This is a genomic window from Streptomyces sp. NPDC003720 (genome assembly GCF_042875075.1).
Lineage (GTDB): Bacteria > Actinomycetota > Actinomycetes > Streptomycetales > Streptomycetaceae > Streptomyces.
The window spans coordinates 1-19,642 of sequence record NZ_JBIANZ010000005.1 but is presented as its reverse complement, the minus strand read 5'-3'; the positions used below and the strand labels follow the sequence as shown (position 1 = coordinate 19,642).

The following is a 19,642-nucleotide window of genomic DNA, read 5'->3' as shown; positions in this document are numbered from 1 at the left end:
TTGACGAGGGCATGCGCATACGCCACCTTGTAGGACGCCCGGTAAGGAAACTTTCCTAACAGAAGGGTCCCCCCACAGTGCGCCTGCGTTCACTGACCCTCGTCGCGGCTTCCGGCGCCGCTCTGCTCGCCGCCGGAGTGCTTCCCGCCCACGCCTCCGACCCCGACCCCGTCGACCCCTCCGGCGCCCCGCCGGCCTCCGTCCAGGAGGGCACGGTGAGCGCGGCGGACCTGCTCGCCAAGGTGACGTCCTGTTCCCAGATCTCCAACGGCAAGTACCGCACCGACGAGGAGGCCTCGGCGACGGTCCCCGTGTGCGGCAAGAACGGCGCGGTGTTCTGGAAGGCCGACATGGACATCGACTGCGACGGCCAGCGGACCGCGAACTGCAACGAGGACCGCGACCCCTGGTACCAGGACGACACCGCGTTCCACCAGTCCGACGGCAGGCCCCTGAAGGCCGAGTCCCTGCCGTACGTGGTGGTGCCCAGCTCCAGCACCGTCTGGAACTACACGGGCGCCGGCATCAAGGGCGGCGGAGTGGTCGCCGTGGTCTACGACGGCAAGGTCGAGTACGCCGTCGTCGGGGACACCGGGCCCACCGCCATCATCGGTGAGGCCTCGTACGCCACCGCCAAGGCGCTCGGCATCGACCCCGACCCGGCCACCGGCGGGGTCGACTCCGGCGTGACGTACATCCTGTTCAAGAACTCCAAGGTCTCCCCCATCGAGAGCCACAGCGCGGCCGTCTCTCTCGGGGACCAGCTCGCCAGGCAGTTCCTGCGGGACAACTGAACGTCGGGGCGGATCAGTTGGGCTGCCCCAGCGGACGTACGACGACGGTGCTGACGCCGACGCCGAACTCCGTCACCTGGCGCCGGGTGTTCTCGGCGAGCCCGGTGACCGCCCGCTACACGGGCCGGACCGCGCGGTGCACCGTGTGGGCCGCCAGGAGGAACACGTCGGGCCGGTGGTGCAGACTGCGCTCGTCGGACGGGTCGAGGAGCCGGTCGAGGGTGGCGCGGTCCCCGGCGTCGAGGGCGTCGGCGTGGATCTCCCGGGTCCGGGTCAGCACGGCGACGACGTGGGCGCGGACCCGGTCCGAAACCGGGGCGGGCAGGTCGAGCAGGAAGCTGCGGGTGCCGGTGTGCTTCAGGCCGGCGGCGGCGAGCAGCGCGGGCCAGTCCTCGGTCACGGCGACGGCGCCCGGAAGCTCGGCCCGCATCCGGGCGAACCGGTCCTCCTGCGCTGCGTCGAGACGCGCCTGCAGTCCGGGGCGGCCGAAGCCGATGTCACGGGGCAGGAAGCGGGGGGCCAGCCCGCCCTCCAGGATGGCCAGGGTGCCGCCGGGCGCGAGCCGTTCGGCGAACGCGGCGAGCGCGGCCCGCTGGTCGCCGAGGTGGTGCACACTGCGGCTCGCCCACAGCAGGTCCGCCGGGTACTCCAGTTCCCGCAGCGCGCCGGGCAGCTCACCGGCGAGGGTGCCGAAACGGTCGGCGTAGCCGAGGCGGGCGGCGCGGGCCCGGGCGTGCTCCAGCAACGGCTCGGAGCTGTCGGCGGCGATCACCCGGGCGCCGGGGAAGGTCTCCGCGAAGAGGCCGGAGAGCACCCCGGGCCCGCTGCCGGCGTCGACGACCAGACCGGGTTCGGTCACCTCCTTGCTCAGCCAGGCCAGGGCGTGGGAGTAAGCCGGTGTGGACACCTCGGCCTCCGTCTCCAGCATCGCGGCCATCGCACCCCAGTCGACGTCGCCGCCGTGGTGGTGGCCCTGGTGCGGGTGGTGGTGGTCGTGGTGTTCGTGTGCCATGGGTGCGGCCTCCTGGGCGCTGTCGTCCGGATGCGGACAGCCTGCGCCGGAACGCCGGGCCGGGGCCAGTTTCGTTGCCGGTGCCGCAAAAAGGGACCGCCGGGGGGCGGCCGGTGAGGGCCGCGCCCCGGCGGACGTTCAGCCGGTCAGGGAAGGGGCGGGTAGGCGTTCTGCATGAGCTGCTGGAACTGGGCGGAGAACCAGTGCCCGGCCAGCGGCGCGTTCGGCAGGGCGCCGGAGGGGTTGTTGCCGTTGCGGGCGTTGCCGCCGTACGTCGGGTCGCACATGCGGTCGAAGCCCTTGCCCTCGTCGTTGCTGACGGCGGAGCTGGCGCCGTCGGACTCCCCCGGCGGCTTGACCCAGACGTAGGCGTCGATGCCGGCGGCAGGCGCCGCGGTGGGCCGCTCGCCGAGTCCTGCCCCGCTCTGGTTGCACCAGTTGCCGGCGTGGACGCGCCGGTCGATCCGGCTCCCGTTGACGTAGTCGTCCACGGAGGTCAGCGGGCCGGACTTGGTGGGCCGGGCGGTGCCGCCCCAGCCGTTGCGGGAGGTGTCGATCAGCATGCCGAGGCCGGAGTTGAACCCGGACCCGACCAGTTTGTCCCGCAGCGCCTGCGCGAACGACTGCTCGTCGACGTACTGGTTCCAGTCGACCCACTTCGACTGGCGCACGGTCTGGCCGTTCACCGAGTCGGTGACCTTGAAGTACGGCTCCTTGGTGGCGCTGTAGTTGGCGGTGTTGACGATGAACCCGGCCACGTCGCTCACACTGGCGCCGTTGCTGGTGGCGACCTTGTAGAACTCCTGGACCGTGGGACCGAGGTTGGAGTCCCAGCCGAGCCAGGCGTGGTGGCCGGCGTCGATGTAGTTGTAGACGTTCGCGATGGCGCCCAGCTTGTCGAGGGCGTAGCTGACGCCCTTCTCGTAGTTGCCGTTGGCCTTCATGGTCGCGCAGGCGTCGGTGCTGCCCGCGGTGCCCCCCGCGTTGGTGACCAGGTTGGGCAGCGAGTCGGGCTCGATGACCGTGGTGATCCGCAGGCCCGCGTACTTCGAGTCGGACAGGATGGAGGCGATCGGGTCGATGTACTGGCTCTTGTACTTGTCGAGGTCGTTCGGCCCGAGTTCGCCGTTGGAGGCCAGGGCGGAGCAGTCACGGCCCGGCAGGTCGTAGATGACCAGCTGCACGACGAGGTCACCGGAGCCCTTCTGCTTCAGGGCCGCGTCCAGGTGGGCGCGCAGGCCCATGCCGCCGTTCACCCCGTTGATGGCGGCGATCCGGTCCAGCCAGACGGCGGTGGGCTGGTTGGAGATGCGGCTGCCGCCGGGTTCGGCGGCGGCGAGGGCCGACCACTCGGGGTTCACGTACACCTTGGCCCCGGTGTACGGGTTGTCGACGCGGCCGCCGGTGCCGCCGCCCGTGTCACCGCCGGTGCCGCCGCCCGTGTCACCACCCGTGCCGCCGCCGGTGCCGCCGCCCGTGTCGCCACCGGTGCCGCCGCCGGAGCTGCCGCCGTCGTCGACGTTGCAGGTGACCCCGTCGAGGGTGAAGGTCGCGGGCACGGCGTTGCTGCCGCTGTAGGTGCCCTGGAAGCCGAAGCTGACGGAACCGCCGTTGACCAGCACGCCGTTGTAGCTCTCGTTGGCGGCGGTGACGGCGGCGCCGCTCTGGGTGACCTTCGCGTTCCAGGCGCTGGTGACCTTCTGGTTGCCGGCGTACGACCACTTCACCGACCAGCCCGACTTGGCGGCGCCGTTGTTGGTGACGGTGACGTTGGCGGTGAAGCCGGTGTCCCACTGGTTCTGGATCTGGTAGGCGACGGTGCACGGGACCGAGGTGGCAGCCGCGCCGGCCGGTCCGGCGACGAGCGCCGTCCCGGAGGCGCCGGCGACCAGTGCCAGGGCGGCGAGCAGCGAAATTCTGGTAGGACTCATGAGTGCGGGTTCCTTCTTCCGTGATGCGGTTACGGGTTGAGGGCGCGCAGGTGGTCGCGCAGGCCGGCGCCGTACGCGGTGGGTGTGCCGTCGTAGCCGGAGATCAGGGACGGCCCGGAGGAGCAGTCCCAGGTGTTCCAGGTCCAGCCGAGATAGGACAGGTTCCGGTCGTCGAACCACTTCATGACCTGGTCGGTGAAACCGTGCGAGCAGGTGTTCTCCCCGACCTCACCGGCGATCAGCGGCACCTGGGCTGCGACCGGGGCGAGGGTGGAGTTCCAGCAGCTCTCGCTCGAGCAGGTGTTGAAGTTGTACACGTGGTACGCGGCGGCGAGATTGCCCGCCGGGTCGGTGGGCCGGTACGTCAGCCACTGGCTGAGGTCGTTGGAGTAGGCGAGCCCGCCGGCCATGATGACGTTCTTCGCTCCGGCGCCCCGGATGCTGTCCACCAGGTCCTGCATTCCGGCCACCTCGTAGGAGATGCCGGGGCAGGTGCCGCCGTCCCGCCAGCACTTCCAGGCGTCCGCGGCGCCGGAGGTCGCCCGGTCCGGGTACGGCTCGTTGAACAGGTCGAACACGGCCGCCCTGTCGTCCTTGAAGGTGCTGGCGACGGACGCCCAGAAGGACGGCGCGTACCGCATGTCGGGCATCGGTTTCTGGCAGGTGGCGTGCACGTCGGAGCAGCCCGCCGAGTTGCCGGTGTACTGGCCGTAGGACCAGTGCATCTCGACGATGGGCGTCATGCCGTGCGCCTCGACGCGGGCCACCAGGTCCTTGACCGCGTCGATGTAGTTGGCGCCGCCGTACTCGGGCTTGACGTTGGAGAGACCCAGCCAGCACTCCTCGTTGAGCGGGATGCGGACCGCGTTGGCCTTCCAGTCGGCGATCGCCTCGATCGCCGCGTCGTCCACCGGGCCGTCCCAGATGCCGTAGCCCTGCACGCACATGAACTCGCCGCCGGAGCGGTTCACGCCGAGCAGCCTGCGGGTGCGGCCGGCCGCGTCCACCAGCTTGCCGCCCGAGACGTGCAGGGCGGGCGCGGCGCCGTCGGACGGCGGCGGATCGGTCGGGGGCGGGTCGGTCGGCGGGGGTGTCGTCGGTTCGGAGTCCACGTTGCAGGTGGTGCCGTTGAGCCTGAACGCCGTCGGCACCGCGTTGCCGCCGGACCAGGAGGCGAGGAACCCGGCGCTGACGCTCGCGCCGGAGCCGAGGCCGCCGTTCCAGCTCTCGTTGGCCGCGGTGACGGTGGTGCCGGACTGGGACCACTTGGCGTTCCAGCCCTGGGTGACCTTCTGGCCGGCCGCGAAGTCGAAGGTGAGCTTCCAACCGATCGTCGCGGCCTGGTGGTTCGTGATCCTGACGGAGCCCTGGAAGCCGTCGTCCCACTGGCCGGTGACGGCGTACTCCACCGTGCACGCCGGTGTGGCTCCCTCAGCCGTGACCACCGGGACGAGCACGCCGCCGAGCAGCGCGGTCGCACCGGCGACGGCTAAAAGTACTGAACGCGGGGGGTGTCGCATGAGCGACTCCTTGCAGCTTGGCGCGCCGTGACGGACGCGTCGACTGAATGGAACCGCTCCCACTGGTGCGATGGAAGGTAGCGGCAACCGGGCTGATTGCACAGGGGAGTTGAGGAACTTTTCCGAGAGAGGACCTGTCGAATCATTTCGACTCTTCAAGCACCTTGACCGCTCCCGGGCTCGTCCTCACTATGGGAGCGCTCCCACTGGTTCAAGCCTTGACATCCCCCCTCGAGCCGCAAGCCGCAAGGAGGAACCAGCACCATGGATCCCGGACGCAAGAGCAGAGCCGCGCGGCGATGGTGGACCGCCGCCATCGCGGCGCTCGCCCTGCCGCTCACCACGCTCGCCACCGGCGCCACGGCCGCGCACGCGGCGGGCGTCCAGTGCAGCGTCGACTACAAGACCAACGACTGGGGCTCCGGCTTCACCGCCGACCTCACCCTCACCAACCGCGGCACGTCCGCGATCGACGGATGGACCCTGACCTACGGCTACTCGGGCAACCAGAAGCTGAGCAACGGCTGGAACGGCAGCTGGTCCCAGTCCGGCCAGACGGTCACCGTGAAGAACGCCTCGTACAACGGCACCATCGCCGCCGGGGCCGCGGTGTCCACGGGCGCCCAGTTCACGTACAGCGGGACCAACACGGCGCCCGCCTCCTTCGCGGTCAACGGCACCACGTGCGCCGGCGCGCACCAGCCGCCGGTCGCCGTGCTGACCAGCCCCGCCGCGGGCGCGACGTACTCGCAGGGCGACGCGGTGCCGCTCGCCGCGACCGCCGCGGCGGCCGACGCCGCGACCGTGACCAAGGTGGAGTTCTACGACGACACCACGCTGCTGGGCACGGACACCAGCGCGCCGTACGCGCTCTCGGCCTCTGGTTTGACCGTGGGCAGTCATTCGCTGGTGGCCAAGGCGTACGACAGCCTCGGCGCCTCCGCCGAGTCCACTCCGGTCGGCATCACGGTCGCCTCGGGCCCGGCGGTCGTCGCCTCGCCCACCCAGCTCGGCGTCCAGCAGGGCAAGTCCGGCACCTTCGACGTGAAGCTCTCCACGCAGCCGAGCGCCAATGTGACGGTGGGCGTCGCCCGTACGGCCGGCAACACGGGCCTGTCGGTCACCGGCGGCTCCTCGCTGACCTTCACGCCGTCCAACTGGAACACCGTGCAGAAGGTGACCGTCACCGCCGACTCCTCCGGCACCGGCAGCGCCACCTTCACCGCGTCGGCGACCGGTCACACCAAGGCGACGGTCACGGTGACGGAACTGGCCGCGTCGAAGGCGTACGACGCCCGGTTCCTGGACCTGTACGGGAAGATCACCAACCCCGCGAACGGCTACTTCTCACCCGAGGGCATCCCGTACCACTCGGTGGAGACGCTGATCGTCGAGGCTCCCGACTACGGCCACGAGACCACCTCCGAGGCCTACAGCTACCTGCTGTGGCTGCAGGCGATGTACGGGAAGGTGACCGGCGACTGGTCCAAGTTCAACGGCGCCTGGGAGATCATGGAGAAGTACATGATCCCCACGCACGCCGACCAGCCGACCAGCTCCTCCTACAACGCCTCGAAGCCGGCCACCTACGCGCCCGAACAGGACACCCCGAACGAGTACCCGGCCAAGCTGGACACGGGCGTCTCCGTGGGTTCGGACCCGATCGCCGGTGAGCTGAAGAGCGCGTACGGCACGGACGACGTCTACGGCATGCACTGGATCCAGGACGTCGACAACGTCTACGGCTACGGCGACGAGCCCGGCAAGTGCGAGGCCGGTCCGACGGCCACCGGACCGTCGTACATCAACACCTTCCAGCGCGGCCCGCAGGAGTCCGTCTGGGAGACGGTCCCGCAGCCGACCTGCGACGCCTTCAAGTACGGCGGCGCCAACGGCTATCTGGACCTGTTCACCGGCGACTCCTCCTACGCCAAGCAGTGGAAGTACACGGACGCCCCGGACGCGGACGCGCGCGCGGTGCAGGCCGCCTACTGGGCCGACGTGTGGGCGAAGGCGCAGGGCAAGAGCGGTGACGTCTCCGCGACCGTCGCCAAGGCCGCGAAGATGGGCGACTACCTGCGGTACGCGATGTACGACAAGTACTTCAAGAAGATCGGCAACTGCGTCGGTCCGTCCGCCTGCCCGGCCGGCACCGGCAAGGACGCCTCGCACTACCTGCTGTCCTGGTACTACGCCTGGGGCGGCGCCGCCGACACCAGCGCGGGCTGGGCCTGGCGGATCGGCTCCAGCCATGTGCACGGCGGCTACCAGAACCCGCTCGCCGCGTACGCGCTCAGCAACAACGCCGACCTGAAGCCGAAGTCGGCGACGGGCGCGGCCGACTGGGGCAAGTCGCTCACCCGGCAGCTCGAGTTCTACCAGTGGCTGCAGTCGTCCGAGGGCGCGATCGCGGGCGGCGCGACCAACTCCTGGCAGGGCCGGTACGCCACCCCGCCGGCAGGCACGCCGACGTTCTACGGCATGTACTACGACTGGCAGCCGGTCTACCACGACCCGCCGTCCAACCAGTGGTTCGGCTTCCAGGCCTGGTCGATGGAGCGGGTCGCCGAGTACTACCAGCAGACCGGCGACGCGAAGGCCAAGGCCGTGCTCGACAAGTGGGTCAAGTGGGCGCTGTCCAAGACCACGGTCAACCCGGACGGCACGTACCGCATCCCCTCCACCCTGCAGTGGACCGGCCAGCCCGACACCTGGAACGCGTCGAGCCCCGGCGCCAACAGCGGACTCCACGTGACGGTCGCCGACTACACCGACGACGTCGGCGTGGCGGCCGCGTACGCCAAGACGCTCACGTACTACGCCGCCAAGTCCGGTGACTCCGCCGCGAAGTCGACGGCGAAGGCGCTGCTGGACGGCATGTGGGGCAACTACCAGGACAGCCTCGGCATCGCCGTCCCCGAGACCCGGAGCGACTACAGCCGGTTCAACGACAGCGTGTACGTGCCGAGCGGCTGGAGCGGCAGGATGCCGAACGGCGACGCGGTCAACTCGTCCTCGACGTTCTCCTCGATCCGGTCCTTCTACAAGAACGACCCGGCCTGGTCGAAGATCGAGGCCTACCTCAAGGGCGGCGCCGCGCCCGTCTTCACGTACCACCGTTTCTGGGCCGAGGCGGACGTCGCCCTGGCCATGGGCTCGTACGCGGAGCTGCTCGAATAGGTCCCCGCCGGCGCTCCGCGTGCACGGTCCCGTCACCGGACGACGGGACCACCGGGCCGGGCGGTCCCCACCCGCACCAGGGGGCCGCCCGGCCGTCACGTTCCCCGGTCCTGCACCCCTCCCCGCGAGAGGCCCCCCACCGTGCGCAGAACCCGCATCCTCACGGCCGTACTGGCGCTCGCCGCAGGCCTGCCGGCCGGCACCCGGCAGCAGTCGACGCAGACCTGGACCCCGCTGCTGGACTCGGCCGGCTGGGACGACTGGGGGCACACGGGCGTGGTCAGCCTGGCCTCGGACGCCGCGGACCCGGACAGGGTGGGCGCCCCGGTGACCACGAGGAACGTGGGCTGGAACGGCACGGTGGCGGCGGGCTCGTCGGTGAGCTTCGGCTTCACCGGCGACTGGTCGGGGAACAGCACGAGACCGGCGTCTTTGGGACGGCGATGCAACGTTTCGCCGTCCCCGGACGTCGTCCCTGTCCAGGGCACGACGGTCGCGCCCTGGGGAGGGACACCGGGTGCACGGCAACGAGTTCGCCAAGTGGGCACGGGACTTCGAGGACGAGCGGGGGCGGAGGGCCGCCCTCGGGGATCCGGACTGGGGGCGGGGCGCGGCACTGCCTCCCGCGGTGTGGGCGGGCATCCAGCGCTTCCAGGTCGGGGAGGACGGCGACGGAGTCAACCTCGTGGCGAAGGCGGACCAGGCGGGCGACCCCGACTACGCCCGGGCGGTCCGGCTGTTCGTCGCCGAGGAGCAGAACCACGCCAGGATGCTCGCCCGTCTGCTGGCCGCGGGCGGGATGCCGCTGCTGAGCGGCCACTGGAGCGACACGGTCTTCGTCCGGCTGCGGCGCCTGATGGGCCTGCGCCTCGAACTGCTGGTGCTGATGATCGCCGAGGTGGTGGCCCTGCGGTACTACCGCGCCCTGCGCGACGGCGCCGGGGACCCGCTGACCTCGCAGGTGGCGGGCCGCGTCCTGGCCGACGAGGAGCGCCACGTGCCCTTCCACTGCGCCCGGCTGCACACCTCCTTCGCCGAACTGCCCCGCGCGGCACGCCGCCCGGTGCTGGCCGGGTGGCGGCTGCTGCTCCTCGCGGTCACCGCCGTCGTCGCCACCGACCACGGCCGGGCCCTGCGGCACCTCGGCGTCGGACGCCTGCGCTTCGTCTCCGACGTCATGGCGTTGTCCGGCCCCGTGGTCCGCTCGATCCTCACCCCGCGGCCGGACGCGTGGACGGGCCACGGGGCCTGACGCCCTGCGTCGGAGTTTCAGGCGGTGGGCGGCTTCTGGAAGGCGTGCAGGGGGAAGACCGGGTCCGGGCGGCGGCGGTCCTGGTCCGGGAGACGGGCGAGGCGGGTGGCGAACTCCTCGGTGCGGGGGTCGTCCGGGGGCAGCAGGGTGAACCAGCCGCGCCTGAGGTCGGTGACGGTGCTGCGCGGGCTGCGGCCCTGGCCGCGGCCGGGGAAGGCGGTTCGTCCGGCCGGGACGAGTCCCTCGGCGGCGGCGTACCGGGCGACGGCGTCCGCGGCGTCCTGGGCGGGGCGGCGGGGGCGCGGGGCGAGGACGGCGTCGATGTCGCTGCCCACGTCGTGCGCCGCGGCCTTGTCGACCGTGGTGACGTAGACACCGCCGGATCTGAGGACCCGTGCGCACTCGGCGACGACGGCACGCGCCTCGTCGGGGCCGGACAGCAGGTGCAACAGCCAGACGCCGGTGACCGCGTCGAAGGTGGCGTCGGGGAAGGGCAGGCGGCGGCAGTCGGCCCGCAGGACGGCGCCGGGCAGGCGGTGGGCCGCCCGGCGGGCCATGGCGGCGGAGAGGTCGGCCGCCGTCACCCGCAGCGCGGGCCGGGCGGCGGCCAGGCGCCGGGTGACGAGCCCCGTGCCGCAGGCGATGTCCAGGAGCCGGCCCGGCCGGTCGGGTATCAGGCCGAGGACGGCCCCGGCCGCCGCCTCGGCGCGCGGTTCGCCGCCGCGCGAGGCGTCGTAGGCGTCCGCTTCCTCGTCGTAGTCGAGCACACGTCAGTGTGTTCCGTGGCCGGAGGCGATGTCCTCCACCCTGCGGGCGAGGGCGAAGTCCTTCTCCGTGACGACGCCGCCCGCGCTGTGCGTGTTCACGCTCAGGTGGACGGTGTTGTAGCCGAGGGTGAGGTCGGAGTGGTGGTCGAGCTCGTCCTGGATGCCGGCGACGTGCACGACGAGTGCCGTCGCCGCGAAGTGCGAGCCGAGCCGGTAGGACCGGGTGAGCCGGTCGCCGTCCAGCGACCAGCCGGGCAGCTCGGCCAGCCGGTCCTCGATCTCCTTCTGCGACAGCGGTTCCACGGCCATGTGACGGCTCCCTCCGGGGCGTGCGGGTACGCGTTCAGCCTGCCACGTCCGCCCGCCCGGGCACCCGGTCAGGTTGCGTCGCGCACCCCGTTCGGCCGCGCGGGCACTCCGTTCGGCTCCCTGACCGCTCCGCGGCGGGGCGGGACCGGCTTCGTGCCGGGGCGTGCCGCCGGGCGGGCCGCTCGACTACGGTCGACGGCATGACCATTGTCGCGACCGGCCCTTCCGCCTCCGCCGCCACGAACGCCGACAAGGGCCAGGCAGGCCGGCTGCTGCGCTCCTGGCGGGAGCGGCGCCGGGTGTCCCAGCTCGAGCTGGCGCTGCGCGCCGACTCCTCCGCCCGGCACATCAGTTTCATCGAGACCGGCCGGTCCCGGCCCAGCGAGGAGATGGTGCTGCGGCTGGCGGAGCACCTCGAGGTGCCGGTGCGCGAGCGCAACGCGCTGCTGCTGGCGGCCGGTTACGCGCCGCGCTACCCGGAGACCCCGCTGGACGACCCGGCGCTGGACGCGCTGCGCGACGGCATGGAACGGCTCATACAGGGCTACGAGCCCTACCCGGCGCTGGTGGTGGACGCCGGGTACACGGTGGTCGCCGCCAACCGGGGCATCGCGCTGCTGCTGGAGGGAGTCCCCGAGGAGCTGATGACGCCGGCGCCGAACGCGATGCGGCTCACCCTGCACCCCGAGGGACTCGCGCCGCGCATCCGCAACCTGCGCGAGTGGCGCGGGCACCTGCTCGCGCAGATGGAGCGGCAGATCGCCCTGGACCGCTCGGACCAGCTGCGGGCCCTGTACGAGGAGGTCGCCGGATACCCGGTGCCCGAGGACGCGTCCGGTGACGAACCGGCCGGGCCGGTGGCGTACTTCGCGCTCCCGCTGCGCATCGAGCACGACGGGCGGGTCCTGTCGTTCGTGTCGTCGATCTCCACCTTCAACACGCCCATGGACGTCACGGTCGCCGAACTCGCCATCGAGACCTTCCTGCCCGCCGACCCGGCGACCGCCAAGTACCTTCACACACTGGCCGGTTGACGCCCCTCGCGGCGCCGGGTCCGCTCGACCGCGGGTGCGACCCGGGCGTCGCGTGACACACTGCGCGGGTACTTCGGCGCGTAGGGGAGGACGGGCTGTGAGTGAGCGGCGCGCCGCGCCCACCGTGGGCCAGGTGGTGCTGGGCAAGCGGTTGCAGGAACTGCGGGAGGCGGCCGGGTTCAGCCGTGAGGAGGCCGCCCGGGTGCTCCGGGTCGCGTCGGCGACCGTACGGCGGATGGAGATGGCCGAGGTCGCGCTGAAGATCCCCTACGTGCAGGTGCTGCTGGCCACCTACGGGGCGCCCGGGGAGGAGCAGGCCGCGTTCGTGCGGCTGGCCGAGGAGGCCAACCAGCCCGGCTGGTGGCAGCGGTTCCACGACGTGCTGCCGGACTGGTTCAGCCTGTACGTGAGCCTGGAGGGGGCCGCCCGGATCGTCCGCTCCTACGAGCCGCACTTCGTGCCCGGCCTGCTGCAGACCGAGGCGTACGCGCGCGCCGTGCTGGAGGCCGGGACGATCGGGCAGACCGGGCAGGAGACGATGGAGCGGCACGTGTCGCTGCGCATGGCGCGGCAGCGGCTGCTGGAGCGGGCGGACCCGCCCCACCTCTGGGTGATCATGGACGAGACGGTGCTGCGGCGCCCGGTGAGCGTCGACGCCGCGGTGATGCGCGACCAGCTCGACCGGCTGCTGCAGTACGCCGACCGGGACCGGGTCACCCTGCAGCTCGCCGAGTTCGCGGCCGGCCCGCACCCGGGTACGTACGCGCCGTTCACGCTGTTCCGGTTCGCCGAACCGGAGCTGCCGGACATGGTGTTCACCGAGTACCTGACCGGCGCCCTGTACCTGGATTCCCGCCAGGAGATCTCCACGCACCTGGAGGTCCTGGACCACATGACCGCCCGGGCCTCCTCGGCGCGGCGCACCCGGCAGCTGCTGCGGGAGTACCGCGAGTCCCTGTGACGCCGGGCCCCCGGCCGCCGGCTCAGGCCGCCCCGCCCTTCGTGTCCCGCTCGTCGTCGACGATCTCCGCGTCCACCACGCCGTCCTCGTCCGCGGACGCGCTCCGCTCCCCGGCGGCACCGGCCGCGCCGGCGGAACCGCCCGAATCCGTCGAAGCGGCCGACGCGTTCGCGTACATGGCCTGGCCCATCCGCTGGCTGACCGTGGCGAGCTTCTCGACTCCGGTGCGCAGGGCGGCCGTCTCGGCGTTCTGGCCGAGCAGCGTCTTCAGCTCGGTGACCGCCTCCTCGACCTCGGTGCGGGTCTCCGCTGGGACGCGGTCGGCGTTGTCCTGGAGGAACCGCTCGGTCTGGTAGACGAGTTGCTCGGCCTGGTTGCGGGTCTCGGCGGTCTCGCGGCGCTTGCGGTCCTCCTCCGCGTACTGCTCGGCCTCCCGCATCATGCGGTCGATGTCCTCCTTGGGCAGGGCGGACCCGCCGGTGACGGTCATCTTCTGCTCGCGGCCGGTGGCGAGGTCCTTGGCGGAGACGTGCATGATCCCGTTGGCGTCGATGTCGAAGGCGACCTCGACCTGCGGGACCCCGCGCGGTGCGGGTGGCAGGCCGGTGAGGTCGAAGACGCCCAGCTTCTTGTTGTAGGCGGCGATCTCGCGTTCGCCCTGGTAGACCTGGATGCCGACCGAGGGCTGGTTGTCCGTGGCGGTGGTGAAGATCTCCGAACGGCGGGTGGGAATCGTGGTGTTGCGCTCGATCATCTTCGTCATGATGCCGCCCTTGGTCTCGATGCCGAGGGACAGCGGGGTGACGTCCAGCAGCAGGACGTCCTTGACGTCGCCGCGCAGGACGCCCGCCTGGAGCGCGGCGCCGACCGCGACGACCTCGTCGGGGTTGACGCCCTTGTGCGGGTCCTTGCCGGTGAGTTCCTTCACCAGGCCGGTGACGGCGGGCATCCGGGTGGAGCCGCCGACCAGGATGACGTGGTCGATCGCCGACAACTGCACGCCCGCGTCCGCGACCGCCTGGTGGAAGGGCTTCTTGCAGCGGTCCAGCAGGTCTTCGGTGAGCTCCTGGAACTGGGCGCGCGTCAGCTTTTCCTCCAGGTGCAGCGGGCCCTCGGCGGAGGCGGTGATGTAGGGCAGGTTGATCGACGTCTCCGAGGACGAGGACAGCTCGATCTTGGCCCTCTCCGCGGCCTCCCGCAGCCGCTGCACGGCCATCTTGTCGGCGCCGAGGTCGATGCCGTACTGGCCCTTGAACCGTTTGACGAGGTACTCGACGATCCGCTGGTCCCAGTCGTCGCCGCCGAGATGGGTGTCGCCGTTGGTGGCCTTCACCTCGATCACGCCGTCGCCGATGTCCAGCAGGGACACGTCGAAGGTGCCGCCGCCGAGGTCGAAGACCAGCACGGTCTGCTCCTCGCCGCGGTCCAGGCCGTAGGCGAGGGCGGCGGCCGTCGGCTCGTTGATGATCCGCAGCACCTTCAGGCCGGCGATCTCGCCGGCCTCCTTGGTCGCCTGGCGCTGGGTGTCGTCGAAGTAGGCGGGGACGGTGATCACCGCGTCCGTGACGTCCTCGCCGAGGTAGGCCTCGGCGTCCCGCTTCAGCTTCTGCAGCACCCGCGCGGACAGTTCCTGCGCGCGCAGCCGGCTGCCGTCGATGGCGCCCTGCTCCGGGAAGCGCCAGTGCGCGTCCCCCATGTGCCGCTTCACCGAGCGGGCCGTGCGTTCCACGTTGGTGACGGCCTGCCGCTTGGCCACCTCGCCGACCAGCACCTCGCCGTTCTTGGCGAACGCCACCACCGACGGGGTGGTGCGGGCGCCCTCCGCGTTGGCGACGACGGTCGGCTCGCCGCCCTCCAGGACGGCCACCACCGAGTTCGTCGTCCCGAGATCGATCCCGACCGCACGTGTCATGGTCCGTCCCCTTCCGCCAGTGGTTCCGCCAGGAGGTTCCGCCGGGACGCATCCGCCAGGACGCCTGCCGCCCTCCCAGCACAGAACGCGGGTGCGCGCTTGTCAATGCACGGGTGCCCGGGAAACGCGATGCCGCGCACCCGGTGGGCACGCGGCATCGGCGGGAGGTGCGGGTGTCAGGCCAGCTCGGCCGTCAGGGTGATGGTCGTACCGGTCAGGGCCTGGCTGACCGGGCAGTTCTTCTTGGCGTCCTCGGCCGCCGAGCGGAAGCCGTCCTCGTCCAGGCCCGGCACCTCGCCGCGGACGGTGAGGTGGATGCCGGTGATGCCCTCGCCGGGCTGGAAGGTGACGTCGGCCTTCGTCTCCAGCCGGGTGGGCGGAGTGCCGGCGCCGGCCAGACCGTGCGAGAGGGCCATGGAGAAGCAGCTGGAGTGGGCGGCGGCGATCAGCTCCTCGGGGCTGGTCCTGCCGTTCGCCTGCTCGGCGCGCGACGGCCACGACACCGGCTGCTGGCCGATGCCGGAGGAGTCGAAGGTGACGACGCCGTTGCCCTCGAGCAGGTTGCCTTCCCAGACGGTGTGTGCGGTGCGCGTGGTTGCCACGGCTCTTCCTTTCCATGGGGGTCCGAGTTGTTCGGGTACCGCGTCCCATCCGATCACACTCGGGGGCCCCGCACCCCGTCGACGGGCCCCTAGGCGGCCCGCTCCTCCCCGGGGCGCTCCTCTCCCGTGCGCTCCTCGCCGGGGCGCTCGTCCCCGGTGCGCTCGTCCCCGGCGCGCGTGGGGAGCGGCACCTGCGGGCCGTCCACCTCCAGCAGCCAGCGCCGCAGTACGCGGTGCACGTCCTCGGCGCCGGCCGGCTCCTCACCGTCGGCGGCGGGCGCGGACAGGGTGAGCGGGGAGAGCAGAAAGGGCCGGGACTGGGCGCCGCCGAGGCCGCCGTGCGAGCCGATCTGCTCCTCGAACGCGAGGACTTCGCCGTCGGCGGGGTCGTGGAAGGAGTTGACCATGATGTCGGCGGTGTGCGGGAAGGAGTGGGTGCGGCGCACGGCGTCCGCGGCGCCGGGACCGAAGCCGGCCAGCGGGCCGGGCTCCGCGTCCAGGCGGGCCAGCGGGATCTCGGTGCCGTACGGGCCGAGCACCAGGCCGTCGTGCTCCTCGCTGGCGACCAGCAGGAAGCCGATGCCGGGGTGGTTGGCGAGGGTGGTCAGCAGGCCCGGGTGGCGGGCGTCGATCTCCTCGCGGGTCATGCGGTGGGGGACGTCCGGGAAGGACACCAGGCCCAGGTTCCCGGAGGCCAGTACGACGGGGTCGGTGCCCCGTGCGGGGCGGTGCCCGTCGCCGTCGGCCTCCTCGGGCCGGCCCAGGGCGGCCCGGACCGCGGCGCGGGCCTCGGCGCCGCTGCGGGTCCGCTCGGCGCGGCGCGGCACGGGCAGTCCGCAGCCGGCCCGGACCAGGTCGCCGAGGGTGAGGCCGTAGCGGGAGCGGAACGTCTCGCCCGGGCTCTGGCCGTGGTCGGACAGGACGACGACGCGGTAGGGGCGCGGCGCGTGCTCGGCGGCCTTCTCGATCAGGGCGAGGGACCGGTCGAGGCGCTGCAGCACCTTCTCGGCGTCCCGGCCGCGCGGCCCGGAGTGGTGGGCGACCTCGTCGTAGGCGACGAGGTCGGCGTAGACGGCGGTGCGGCCGGCGAGCATGTCACCGAGCACGGCGGCGACCACGACGTCGCGCTCGACGACGGTGGCGAAGGCGCGCACGAAGGGGTAGAGGCCGCCGCGGCCGACCCGGGGCCGCTGCTTGCGCAGACGGGCCCGGCTGGACTGGACGATCTCGCGGACCACCTCGGCGACGAAGGACAGGGCCGTGCGCACCGCGTTGGCGGGGTCGGAGAAGTAGGCGAAGTAGCCGGCGCGGGAGCGGTTCTCCCGGCCCCGGCGGCGGATGGCGATGGACAGCACCAGGGCCTGTTCGCCCGCGCCGCCGCTGAACAGGTTGCCGCGGCTGGCGCCGTCCAGGGCGAGCAGTCCCCCGTCGCCGGTCCGCCGCACGGCGCGGCGCTGGAGCTCGGCGGCGCTGGTCGGGCGGTTGCACACCATCACCTCGCCGCGGTCCTTCTCGTACCAGCGGAAGGCGGGCACGTCGAAGGTGCTGCCGTGCAGGATGCCGAGCTGGCTGGCGCCGGTCTGGCTGGACCAGTCGGTGCGCCAGGGGGTGAGCCGGTGGGTGGGCCGCATGCCGTCGGCGGTCGCCAGCCAGCCGGCGACGGTCGGCATCAGGCCCCTGCGGACGGCGTCGGTGAGCACGTCGTGGCCGACGCCGTCGAGCTGGACGCAGACCAGGCCGGGGGTGTCCGCGCAGGGCGGCCCGGCTCTTCGGCGCCGGTCGGCGAGGCGCAGCAGGCGGCGGCGGTAGGCGTCGTCGTCGCGTACGGCGAGGGCGGCGCCGGTGGCCGAGGCCACCGCGGACATCACGGCGGCCACCACGACGGCGGTCTCCGGGGCGGCCTCGGGGCGGCCCGAGGGGCTGAGCCACAGGGCGAGCAGCAGCAGCGAGCCGTTGAGGAAGAAGACCAGCAGGCCGAGGACGAGGGCGGGCACGAGCAGCAGCAGCCGGACCAGGAGCGGCCAGACCACGGCCGAGAGCAGTCCGAAGGCCCCGGCGCCGAAGGCGGCGGTGATGGCTATGTGGGTGGCGCTGTCGCCGTCCGCGGACTGGAGCCTGAAGTCGGGCAGCAGACCGGCGAGCACGAGCATGGTGAGCGTCGAGACCGCCCACACCGTGGCGCTCCGTCCGATCTGACTGGCGACCCGCCGCCACCGCACGTCCCGCACGCCCCGCACACCTCACGTCCCGCCCCGCTCGACCTGGCCGGGCCCCGGCTCCCACCTTGTCACACCGGGCCGGGCGCCTCCGGAGGGGGCGCGGCGGCCGTGGGAGCGGCACCGGCGTCGTCAGCGCCCGTCGTAGCCGGCGGTCGGCATCGACAGCCTGCGGTGCACCCGTGCCTTCATCTGCGCGTCGTACGACGGTTCGGCCCGCCCCACCGTCTCCACGCGCACCCCGCGCCGCGCGCACTCGGCGGTGAACTCCTCCACGGAGGAGAGGGCGCGCTCCAGCACGCGCCGGCTGGGGGCGACGAAGACGTCCACCCCGGGCCGCACACCGTCCCACAGTGCGCAATGGTCGAAACGCAGTCCGCCGACGAGAAGTTCCCGCGCGACGACGTAACCGCGCTCCGCCGCCCAGCGGGCGCACATGGCGTGCTGGCTGCGGGAGTCCACCAGGAAGGGGTCGGCCTCCAGTTCCTCCAGAGGCGTCAGGCTCGCGATGGCGGTGACCCGCACCGGCGCGACCCCGCCGGAGGCAACCCGTAGCTGTCCCATGGCGTCCCCCTCACCTCCGGGTTTCGCCAGCGACCCTACTCCTGCCCGTAGGCTTCGGGGGAGTCGCGTGAAGGAGGCGAAGGAGGTGCCGGTGGAGATCACCTGGTGGGGGCACGCCACCTGCACACTCGAGGACGCGAACATACGCGTGATCACCGATCCGCTGTTCGCGACCCGGCTCGCGCACCTGCGCCGCCGCCGGGGTGCGGTGCCGCCCGCCGAGGCCCGCCGCGCGGACCTCGCGCTGGTGTCCCATCTGCACGCCGACCACCTGCATCCGCCGTCGCTGGCCGCGCTCGCCCCGGGCACGCGCCTGCTCGTGCCCCGGGGCGCACCACGGGCGGTACCCGGACTGCGCCGGCTACGGCATCTGCGGATCACCGAGGTGGCGCCCGGGGACGAGGTGGGGGTCGGGGATCTGCGGGTCCGGGTGGTGCCCGCGCGGCACGACGGGCGGCGGCTGCCGGTCGGCCCGCACCGCTCGCCGGCGCTCGGATACGTCGTCACGGGTGAGACGCGCACCTACTTCGCCGGGGACACCGGGCTGTTCGACGACATGGCCGAGCAGGTGGGACCGGTGGACACCGCGCTGCTTCCGGTGGGCGGCTGGGGTCCCTTCCTCGGGCCGGGGCACCTGGACGCGGGGCGGGCGGCGCAGGCGCTGGCCCGGCTGGCGCCCCGCGCCGCGGTGCCGGTGCACTACGGCACGTACTGGCCGATCGGCATGGACGCCGTGCGCCCGCACGAATTCCACGCGCCGGGCGACGAGTTCGTGCGCCTGGCGGCAGCGGCCGCGCCGGACGTGGCGGTGCACAAGCTGGGCCACGGGGAGCGGGTGCGGTTGGAGGTCGCCCGGTGAGATGGCTGGCGGACGCGGTGACGCTGGCCGCCGCCTCGGCGCGGTCCGTGCCGCCGGAGTCCACACAGCAGGCGCTCGGCTATCCCTCGCTGTTCCTGCTCGTGCTGATCGGGGCGCTGGTCCCGGTGGTGCCGACCGGCGCCCTGGTGAGCACGGCGGCGGTGGTGGCGTTCCATCAGACGGCGCCGTTCTCCATGCTGCTGGTGTTCGTCACGGCCTCCCTGGCGGCCTTCCTGGGGGACGCGGCGCTGTACTGGCTGGGGCGGCGCGGGCTGGGGTCGAAGAACGGCTCGCGCTGGCTGGAGGCGATCCGCTCGCGGGCGCCGGAGGAACGCCTCGAACAGGCGCAGGGCAAGCTGGCCGAGCACGGGGTCGCCGTACTCGTGCTGTCCCGGCTCGTGCCCGCGGGGCGGATACCGGTGATGCTGGCCTGCCTGCTGGCCGAGTGGCCGCTGCGGCGGTTCTCCCGGGGCAACCTGCCGGCCTGTCTGGCGTGGGCGCTGACGTACCAGGTGATCGGGATCCTGGGGGGCTCCCTCTTCCCGGAGCCCTGGGAGGGGGTGGCAGCGGCGGTGGCGCTGACCCTGCTGATCGGCGCCGCGCCGAGTGCCGTGAAGCGTCTTCGCGGGAGCGAGCGCTAGGCCGTGTCCGCAAAGTCGCGTCTGCGTCGCGACGCCCGGCACGCACTCTCGCCGCACCGGCCGAAAGCCCGAGTACACCCAGTACGAG

16 protein-coding genes and 1 pseudogene are annotated in these 19,642 nt (G+C 72.5%); 8 read left to right on the top strand and 9 right to left on the bottom strand.

The annotated features are described in order from the left end of the window. Nucleotides 1–77 precede the first annotated feature (77 nt). Complete coding sequence (locus tag ACFYU0_RS14720) at nt 78–794, top strand: glycoside hydrolase family 75 protein (RefSeq protein WP_389300960.1); 717 nt, start codon at nt 78–80, stop codon at nt 792–794. Between the two features lie 115 nt (nt 795–909). Here the strand turns inward: ACFYU0_RS14720 and ACFYU0_RS14715 are convergent, their stop codons facing one another. The 3 genes from ACFYU0_RS14715 to ACFYU0_RS14705 form a co-directional block, all read right to left on the bottom strand. Next, nucleotides 910–1,806 (bottom strand): class I SAM-dependent methyltransferase, encoded by an 897-nt coding sequence (locus tag ACFYU0_RS14715; protein WP_389300957.1) that lies wholly within the window; start codon nt 1,804–1,806, stop codon nt 910–912. 146 nt (nt 1,807–1,952) lie between these two features. Further along, nucleotides 1,953–3,737, bottom strand: a complete 1,785-nt coding sequence (locus ACFYU0_RS14710) for a glycoside hydrolase family 6 protein (RefSeq protein ID WP_389300954.1) — start codon at nt 3,735–3,737, stop codon at nt 1,953–1,955. Nucleotides 3,738–3,766: 29 nt separating this feature from the next. Further along, entirely contained in the window at nt 3,767–5,257 is a 1,491-nt protein-coding gene (locus ACFYU0_RS14705; RefSeq protein ID WP_389300953.1) for a cellulase family glycosylhydrolase, read from the bottom strand. Nucleotides 5,258–5,521: 264 nt separating this feature from the next. Here ACFYU0_RS14705 and ACFYU0_RS14700 point away from each other — a divergent pair, with 264 nt between their 5' ends. From ACFYU0_RS14700 to ACFYU0_RS14690, 3 genes and pseudogenes are all read left to right on the top strand, one after another. After that, the gene (locus ACFYU0_RS14700) at nt 5,522–8,437 is read left to right on the top strand and encodes a glycoside hydrolase family 48 protein (protein ID WP_389300949.1); all 2,916 of its coding nucleotides are present in this window, start codon (nt 5,522–5,524) and stop codon (nt 8,435–8,437) included. Nucleotides 8,438–8,578: 141 nt separating this feature from the next. Continuing rightward, nucleotides 8,579–8,812 (top strand): annotated as a pseudogene (locus tag ACFYU0_RS14695) (hypothetical protein); the annotation flags it as partial. 142 nt (nt 8,813–8,954) lie between these two features. Beyond that, on the top strand, nt 8,955–9,689 hold the full coding sequence (locus ACFYU0_RS14690; RefSeq protein WP_389300946.1) for a ferritin-like domain-containing protein: 735 nt from the start codon (nt 8,955–8,957) through the stop codon (nt 9,687–9,689). Nucleotides 9,690–9,706: 17 nt separating this feature from the next. On the opposite strand, the gene ACFYU0_RS14685 is transcribed toward ACFYU0_RS14690, so the two are convergent. Continuing rightward, on the bottom strand, nt 9,707–10,456 hold the full coding sequence (locus ACFYU0_RS14685) for a class I SAM-dependent methyltransferase (RefSeq protein WP_389300943.1): 750 nt from the start codon (nt 10,454–10,456) through the stop codon (nt 9,707–9,709). Between the two features lie 3 nt (nt 10,457–10,459). Continuing rightward, nucleotides 10,460–10,765, bottom strand: a complete 306-nt coding sequence (locus ACFYU0_RS14680; protein ID WP_389300941.1) for a 4a-hydroxytetrahydrobiopterin dehydratase — start codon at nt 10,763–10,765, stop codon at nt 10,460–10,462. Nucleotides 10,766–10,965: 200 nt separating this feature from the next. On the opposite strand from ACFYU0_RS14680, the gene ACFYU0_RS14675 reads away from it, so the two are divergent. Beyond that, on the top strand, nt 10,966–11,799 hold the full coding sequence (locus ACFYU0_RS14675; RefSeq protein ID WP_389300939.1) for a helix-turn-helix domain-containing protein: 834 nt from the start codon (nt 10,966–10,968) through the stop codon (nt 11,797–11,799). 97 nt (nt 11,800–11,896) lie between these two features. Beyond that, nucleotides 11,897–12,760, top strand: a complete 864-nt coding sequence (locus ACFYU0_RS14670; protein ID WP_389300937.1) for a helix-turn-helix domain-containing protein — start codon at nt 11,897–11,899, stop codon at nt 12,758–12,760. Between the two features lie 22 nt (nt 12,761–12,782). Here ACFYU0_RS14670 and dnaK read toward each other — a convergent pair whose 3' ends face one another. From dnaK to ACFYU0_RS14650, 4 genes are all read right to left on the bottom strand, one after another. Continuing rightward, the gene (gene dnaK, locus ACFYU0_RS14665; RefSeq protein ID WP_351668977.1) at nt 12,783–14,672 is read right to left on the bottom strand and encodes a molecular chaperone DnaK; all 1,890 of its coding nucleotides are present in this window, start codon (nt 14,670–14,672) and stop codon (nt 12,783–12,785) included. Between the two features lie 176 nt (nt 14,673–14,848). Then, nucleotides 14,849–15,274, bottom strand: a complete 426-nt coding sequence (locus tag ACFYU0_RS14660) for an OsmC family peroxiredoxin (protein ID WP_199212717.1) — start codon at nt 15,272–15,274, stop codon at nt 14,849–14,851. 89 nt (nt 15,275–15,363) lie between these two features. After that, complete coding sequence (locus ACFYU0_RS14655; RefSeq protein WP_389300933.1) at nt 15,364–17,502, bottom strand: phage holin family protein; 2,139 nt, start codon at nt 17,500–17,502, stop codon at nt 15,364–15,366. 120 nt (nt 17,503–17,622) lie between these two features. After that, nucleotides 17,623–18,054, bottom strand: coding sequence for a hypothetical protein (locus tag ACFYU0_RS14650; RefSeq protein WP_389300930.1), 432 nt, complete (start codon nt 18,052–18,054; stop codon nt 17,623–17,625). Nucleotides 18,055–18,139: 85 nt separating this feature from the next. Here ACFYU0_RS14650 and ACFYU0_RS14645 point away from each other — a divergent pair, with 85 nt between their 5' ends. Together ACFYU0_RS14645 and ACFYU0_RS14640 are read left to right on the top strand one after the other, a co-directional pair. Then, nucleotides 18,140–18,913, top strand: a complete 774-nt coding sequence (locus tag ACFYU0_RS14645; RefSeq protein ID WP_351669087.1) for an MBL fold metallo-hydrolase — start codon at nt 18,140–18,142, stop codon at nt 18,911–18,913. Continuing rightward, nucleotides 18,910–19,554 (top strand): DedA family protein, encoded by a 645-nt coding sequence (locus ACFYU0_RS14640; protein WP_389300928.1) that lies wholly within the window; start codon nt 18,910–18,912, stop codon nt 19,552–19,554. Before ACFYU0_RS14645 ends, ACFYU0_RS14640 begins: the two co-directional genes overlap by 4 nt. Nucleotides 19,555–19,642: the final 88 nt, after the last annotated feature.

Excerpts from the sequence above, each read along its gene's own strand:
- ACFYU0_RS14675 (WP_389300939.1), top strand. The coding sequence starts at position 10,966 with ATGACCATTGTCGCGACCGGCCCTTCCGCCTCCGCCGCCACGAACGCC.
- ACFYU0_RS14700 (WP_389300949.1), top strand. The coding sequence starts at position 5,522 with ATGGATCCCGGACGCAAGAGCAGAGCCGCGCGGCGATGGTGGACCGCC.
- ACFYU0_RS14710 (WP_389300954.1), bottom strand. The coding sequence starts at position 3,737 with ATGAGTCCTACCAGAATTTCGCTGCTCGCCGCCCTGGCACTGGTCGCC.
- ACFYU0_RS14650 (WP_389300930.1), bottom strand. The coding sequence starts at position 18,054 with ATGGGACAGCTACGGGTTGCCTCCGGCGGGGTCGCGCCGGTGCGGGTC.
- dnaK (WP_351668977.1), bottom strand. The coding sequence starts at position 14,672 with ATGACACGTGCGGTCGGGATCGATCTCGGGACGACGAACTCGGTGGTG.
- ACFYU0_RS14705 (WP_389300953.1), bottom strand. The coding sequence starts at position 5,257 with ATGCGACACCCCCCGCGTTCAGTACTTTTAGCCGTCGCCGGTGCGACC.
- ACFYU0_RS14715 (WP_389300957.1), bottom strand. The coding sequence starts at position 1,806 with ATGGCACACGAACACCACGACCACCACCACCCGCACCAGGGCCACCAC.
- ACFYU0_RS14680 (WP_389300941.1), bottom strand. The coding sequence starts at position 10,765 with ATGGCCGTGGAACCGCTGTCGCAGAAGGAGATCGAGGACCGGCTGGCC.